The following is a 4,298-nucleotide window of genomic DNA, read 5'->3' as shown; positions in this document are numbered from 1 at the left end:
GCGTCGCTGGGTTCCTCGCGGGCGCGACGTTCGCGGCGCTCACCGCACGGGATCAGAGCGGCAGGCTGTGGACCTCACCTCTGATAGGCCCGCCCGGATTTCTTGCAGTCGCTTCACCAACCAGGCTGCTGATCGGTGCGGCACCGAGCCCTGAAGATCCGCTGCACGGGTTGCCGTCCGGCCAGCCGGTCGGTCTGATCGTGATGGACTTCGCCGCCCGTCGGCGGCTCCGGATCAATGGCACGTTGAGCGGTGCGGACGGAGGCGGTTTGGAGGTCGACGTCGTCCAGGCCTACGGCAACTGCCCTCAGTACATCCATCCCCGGCGCCTGTCGCCCGATGCGTCGGACCGCGGAACCCGGCTCATCCGCCGTGGCAACTCGCTACGGCCCGAGGACGTCGACCAGCTTCAGTCGTCGGACACGTTCTTCTTCGGCACCACCCACCCCGAATTCGGCAACGACGCGTCTCATCGCGGCGGGTCCGCCGGGTTCGTCCGTGCCACCTCGGATGTGGTGTCGTGGCCGGACTTTCCCGGCAACAACATGTTCAACAGCTTGGGAAACATTACGGTCGATCCCGCCGCCGCGCTGTTGTTCATCGACTTCACCACGGGCCGCACAGTTCAGCTGTCCGGTGCGGCGGAGGTGCAATGGCTCGCCGACGAGCGCCGAGTTCAGTTCACCGTGCAGGATGTGGCGGTCAACTCGCCGGCTACGGCCGCACGGGATGCCGACTGAGGATCGACACCCGGTTGAAGGCGTTGATGGCCGTCGCCACCCAGATCACCGCGGATAGCTCGTCGTCGGTGAGAACCTCGCGTGCGCGGGCATATTCACGTTCCGCGGTGTCGTGGTCGGGCAACGTCGTGGTGATCTCGGCCAGCCTCAGTGCAGCCTGCTCGTGCTCGGTGAACAACTCGGTGTCCCGCCAGACCGACAGCGTGGCCAGCTGCTTGTCGGTGACGCCGGCCGCGACGGCGCGTAGGTGATGCACTTCCAGGCATGACGGGCAGCCGTTGATCTGCGAGACACGAACGTTGACCAGTTCAGTCACGCTGCGCGACAGCCCTGCCAGCCTGGCTGACTTCGTGACGGCGGTCGCCACCGACACCAGCGCGTGATAGGCGTCGGGCGTCTGCTTGTCGATGTCGACGTGGTCGGTGTCCATCGCGCGCCTCCAACGTCCGGGTACTGTGGGGTCGATCGTACGGAGCGGCAAGGAGCGCATTGATGTTGACCGACAAGACGGGTGCTCCCGTTACCGTCGCGCGTGCCGAGTCCGAGTTCACCGTCGCCGTCGAGGGAAAGTCCGTAGGACTCATGGCGTTCGTCGTTCGCGAGGGGCAAAGGGTGTTCCTCCACACCGAGGTCGAGAAGGCCTACGGCGGACGGGGACTGGCGACCGTATTGATCGCCGAGGGCCTTTCCGCGACGCGCAACGACGGCCTGCGCATCGTCGCCGTGTGCCCGATGGTGGCGGCCTACGTCAAGAAGCACCGCGAGTACGACGACATCGTCGACAGCCCGTCGCGAGCGCTCATGGACTCGCTGGAGTAACCGCCACCTCTACGACTGCAGTAGCTCGTCGATGAGGCCAGGAACTCTCGCCGAGTGGCCAGTTGTCATACGCGAATCGCCAAGAAGCATGGCATAAGTGGCCACTCGGCGGTTAGATGTGCCGCGCATCCCGATGGTCGGCCAGCCAGCGTTCTTCGACTCGCTTCACTCGGTGATGCTCCAACGCGATGAGGATCGCGCCCGCGGTGACGAGTGCCCCCGCGATGAAACCGAGAGGCAGTTGCCAGTCGGTGCGGTTGTACGCGGTCGCCGCGAGAAATCCGGCAATCGTCACGGTGCCCAACATGATGAGTGCCAGACCGGGAAGCCACAGCGTGTCGATGAACGATTCACCGGCATGCGGCTGTGTCGTACGAGAGTGATCCACAGGATCGTGATGCGCACCCTTCATGAGCATCTCCCTTCCTTGAGAGATGACCCCAGGGTACGCCGATTGTGACCCCAGTCACAGTCACGCGGCGATCTGGCCGTCAGCCCTGCTTCGGTCGTTGACGGGAAGCCAGCCTCAGCCGTCGCGCCGCCAACTGCGCATCCCAGACGTGCTCGCCCGTTGCCGCGGCGATCGACTCGGCGCGGGTCAGCGCTGCTGACGCACCGGCGATGTCGCGGTACATCGCCGTGGCATCGGAGAGCAGTCCGCAGTACAGCGGCGAGAAGATCCGCCGACCGCCGTGCCCGTGCTGCTCGAAGGCGGCGGCCATCTCGTCGACTGTGTCGACGCCCTCGGGGTCCATCGCGCGGGCCCACGCGTGGATCAACCGCGCCCCGCCGATGAACTGGTCGATGCCCAGTTCGGTCAACTGTGCGACGACCTCGGCGGCTCGCGCCGCGACGCCCTCCGAGACACCGATCATGGCCGACAGCTGAATGTCGGCGGTCCGGAGCACTGCCGTGCCGAACGCGTCGTTGCGCCGCCTGCCCTCAGCGAGACCCTCGGAGAGGGTGGCCCAGGCGTTGTCGACGTTTCCGCGCAACGCCAGGGAATGCGCCGCGACCGCGTAGGCCAGCACCTCGAACGAGGCCAGCGCACCGAAGGTTTCGTAGTCCACGGCCGGGACAGTCGACTGCAGCGTGCTGACCGCGGCCTCGGCAAGATCCAGGTTGCCGCGCATGAACTCGGTGAGCCCGCGGATGTAGTACCCGGCGGCGCCTGCGATTGGATCGTCGGTGGCGGCGAAGAACTCGACGAGGCTGTCCGAGAGCACCGTGGCATCGTGATAGCGGCCGGTGCCGCACGCTTCGAGACATCCCATGGCCACTGCCGTCGTCGCCTGGACCGCATCCTTTCCGTCCGGTGATGAACGGCGGAGCTCGGCGAGCGTCTTCGCCGACGTCTGCCCGTTGACGACGGCCTCGCACGATGCCAGCTGCAGCTGCAGGTCGACCTGAACGTCGAAGCGTTCGGCGTCCGAGGGTAGGCGAGCGCAGACCGCGAGCGCGCGCCGATCCAGTTCGGCCACTTCGCGATAGGCCGATCGACCCCAGGCGTCGGCCCGGGCCCGGTCGAGCAGTCCGAGCGCGATGTCGGCGTCCAACTCAGCGCCCGCTCGCCACGCGTGCTCGGCGCCGTCGATCGCGTCCTGCGACGGGACCTCCCCGAGCTCCAACGAGTAGGCCCGCGCGATGTCGGCGTGCAGCCGGGCGCGGCCGACGCCGGTCATCTCCGCGGCGACCGCGTCGCGCACGAGCCCGTGACTGAACCGGAAGCTGCCAGCCTGCCGCGGCACATCGACGATCAGGCCTGCCCGTTGCGCCGGATGCAGCGCCGCGGCCGTCTCGGCGCTCGTTCGGTCCGTGGCCGCCGCCAGCCGCGACACCAGGAACTCGGTGCCCGCGACCGCCGCCGCGTACAGCAGTGTTCGGCTGGGCTCCGGCAGGCGGGACATCCGCTGGCGGATGACGCCACTCACGGCCTCGGGGACGTCGTCGTCTCCGAGCGCTCCGAGGCGCCCGTTGTCATCGAGCAGCCGGACGAGTTCTCTCACGTAGAAGGGATTTCCACCGGTTCGGGTGTGCACGACGCCGACGAGCTCGGCCGGCGGTTCGACACCACTCGTATCAGCGATGAGTTCGGCGGTGGCCCCGCTGGACAGTCCGCGAAGTTTGATGACGTCGACGTCCGTCCGACTCCGGAGTCGTTCGAACGCGCGGGCGCTGGACCCAGCATCCGCGCCACCGTCCTGCCACGTCGCGACGACCAGCAGCGGTATGCGACGCCCCATCGAGGCAAGGTGTTCGAGCACCTCGACGGTGAAGCGATCCGCGCGTTGCACGTCATCGAGCACGACGAGGGCCGGCCGTTTGAACGCCAACTCGGCCAATGCCGCCGTCGTCGCCTCGATCACGTCGAAGCCTTGCGCGGAGCGGGTTTCGGCACCGATGTCTTCGGTGGCGACACCCCACCAGTCCGGTAGCGGAGCATGAAGGGTCCCGCCGCCGCTGGGAAGCTGGCCGGCCAGTCCCCGCAATGCGTGCGCCCACGCCCACGACGGCGGCCGACGCAGCTCGGCGGCGTGGCCGGCCCACACCGTTGCCAGGCCCAGCTCGTCGGCCAGCTCGGTGATGTGTTGAGCCAGTGCGGTCTTGCCCATGCCACTGTCACCGCTCAGCACGACGACGCCGCCGCGGTTCTCCGCCGCCGCTGTCAGCGCCGCGCGGATCCGACGTATCTCGGACGACCGTCCGCGCAGGCCACCGCGATGGCGGGGCACCGAGTCG

5 protein-coding genes are annotated in these 4,298 nt (G+C 67.8%); 2 read left to right on the top strand and 3 right to left on the bottom strand.

Translation table 11 applies throughout. From position 1 onward, the window contains the following. Positions 1-740 (top strand): pyridoxamine 5'-phosphate oxidase family protein (locus QOD90_RS04030; RefSeq protein ID WP_526346915.1); only part of this gene is annotated, 740 nt, incomplete at its 5' end. On the opposite strand, the gene QOD90_RS04025 is transcribed toward QOD90_RS04030, so the two are convergent. Then, positions 715-1,170, bottom strand: a complete 456-nt coding sequence (locus tag QOD90_RS04025) for a carboxymuconolactone decarboxylase family protein (RefSeq protein ID WP_526346913.1) — start codon at positions 1,168-1,170, stop codon at positions 715-717. The two genes, QOD90_RS04030 and QOD90_RS04025, sit on opposite strands and share 26 nt — an antisense overlap. Before the next feature lie 62 nt (positions 1,171-1,232). Between QOD90_RS04025 and QOD90_RS04020 the strand changes: the two genes are divergently transcribed. Beyond that, entirely contained in the window at positions 1,233-1,559 is a 327-nt protein-coding gene (locus QOD90_RS04020) for a GNAT family N-acetyltransferase (RefSeq protein ID WP_526346911.1), read from the top strand. A gap of 112 nt (positions 1,560-1,671) precedes the next feature. Here QOD90_RS04020 and usfY read toward each other — a convergent pair whose 3' ends face one another. Together usfY and QOD90_RS04010 are read right to left on the bottom strand one after the other, a co-directional pair. Further along, complete coding sequence (gene usfY, locus QOD90_RS04015) at positions 1,672-1,971, bottom strand: protein UsfY (protein WP_526346909.1); 300 nt, start codon at positions 1,969-1,971, stop codon at positions 1,672-1,674. A 79-nt stretch (positions 1,972-2,050) separates the two neighbouring features. Continuing rightward, the coding region (locus QOD90_RS04010) for an ATP-binding protein (protein WP_526346908.1) at positions 2,051-4,298 on the bottom strand (2,248 nt) is incomplete at its 5' end.

Source organism: Mycobacterium sp., assembly GCF_032161845.1.
GTDB lineage: Bacteria > Actinomycetota > Actinomycetes > Mycobacteriales > Mycobacteriaceae > Mycobacterium.
This window is presented reverse-complemented; position numbering and strand designations above follow the sequence as displayed.

Bases quoted from the DNA above. Each gene is read 5' to 3' on its own strand.
- usfY (WP_526346909.1), bottom strand. From the start codon at position 1,971: ATGAAGGGTGCGCATCACGATCCTGTGGATCACTCTCGTACGACACAG.
- QOD90_RS04025 (WP_526346913.1), bottom strand. From the start codon at position 1,170: ATGGACACCGACCACGTCGACATCGACAAGCAGACGCCCGACGCCTAT.
- QOD90_RS04020 (WP_526346911.1), top strand. From the start codon at position 1,233: ATGTTGACCGACAAGACGGGTGCTCCCGTTACCGTCGCGCGTGCCGAG.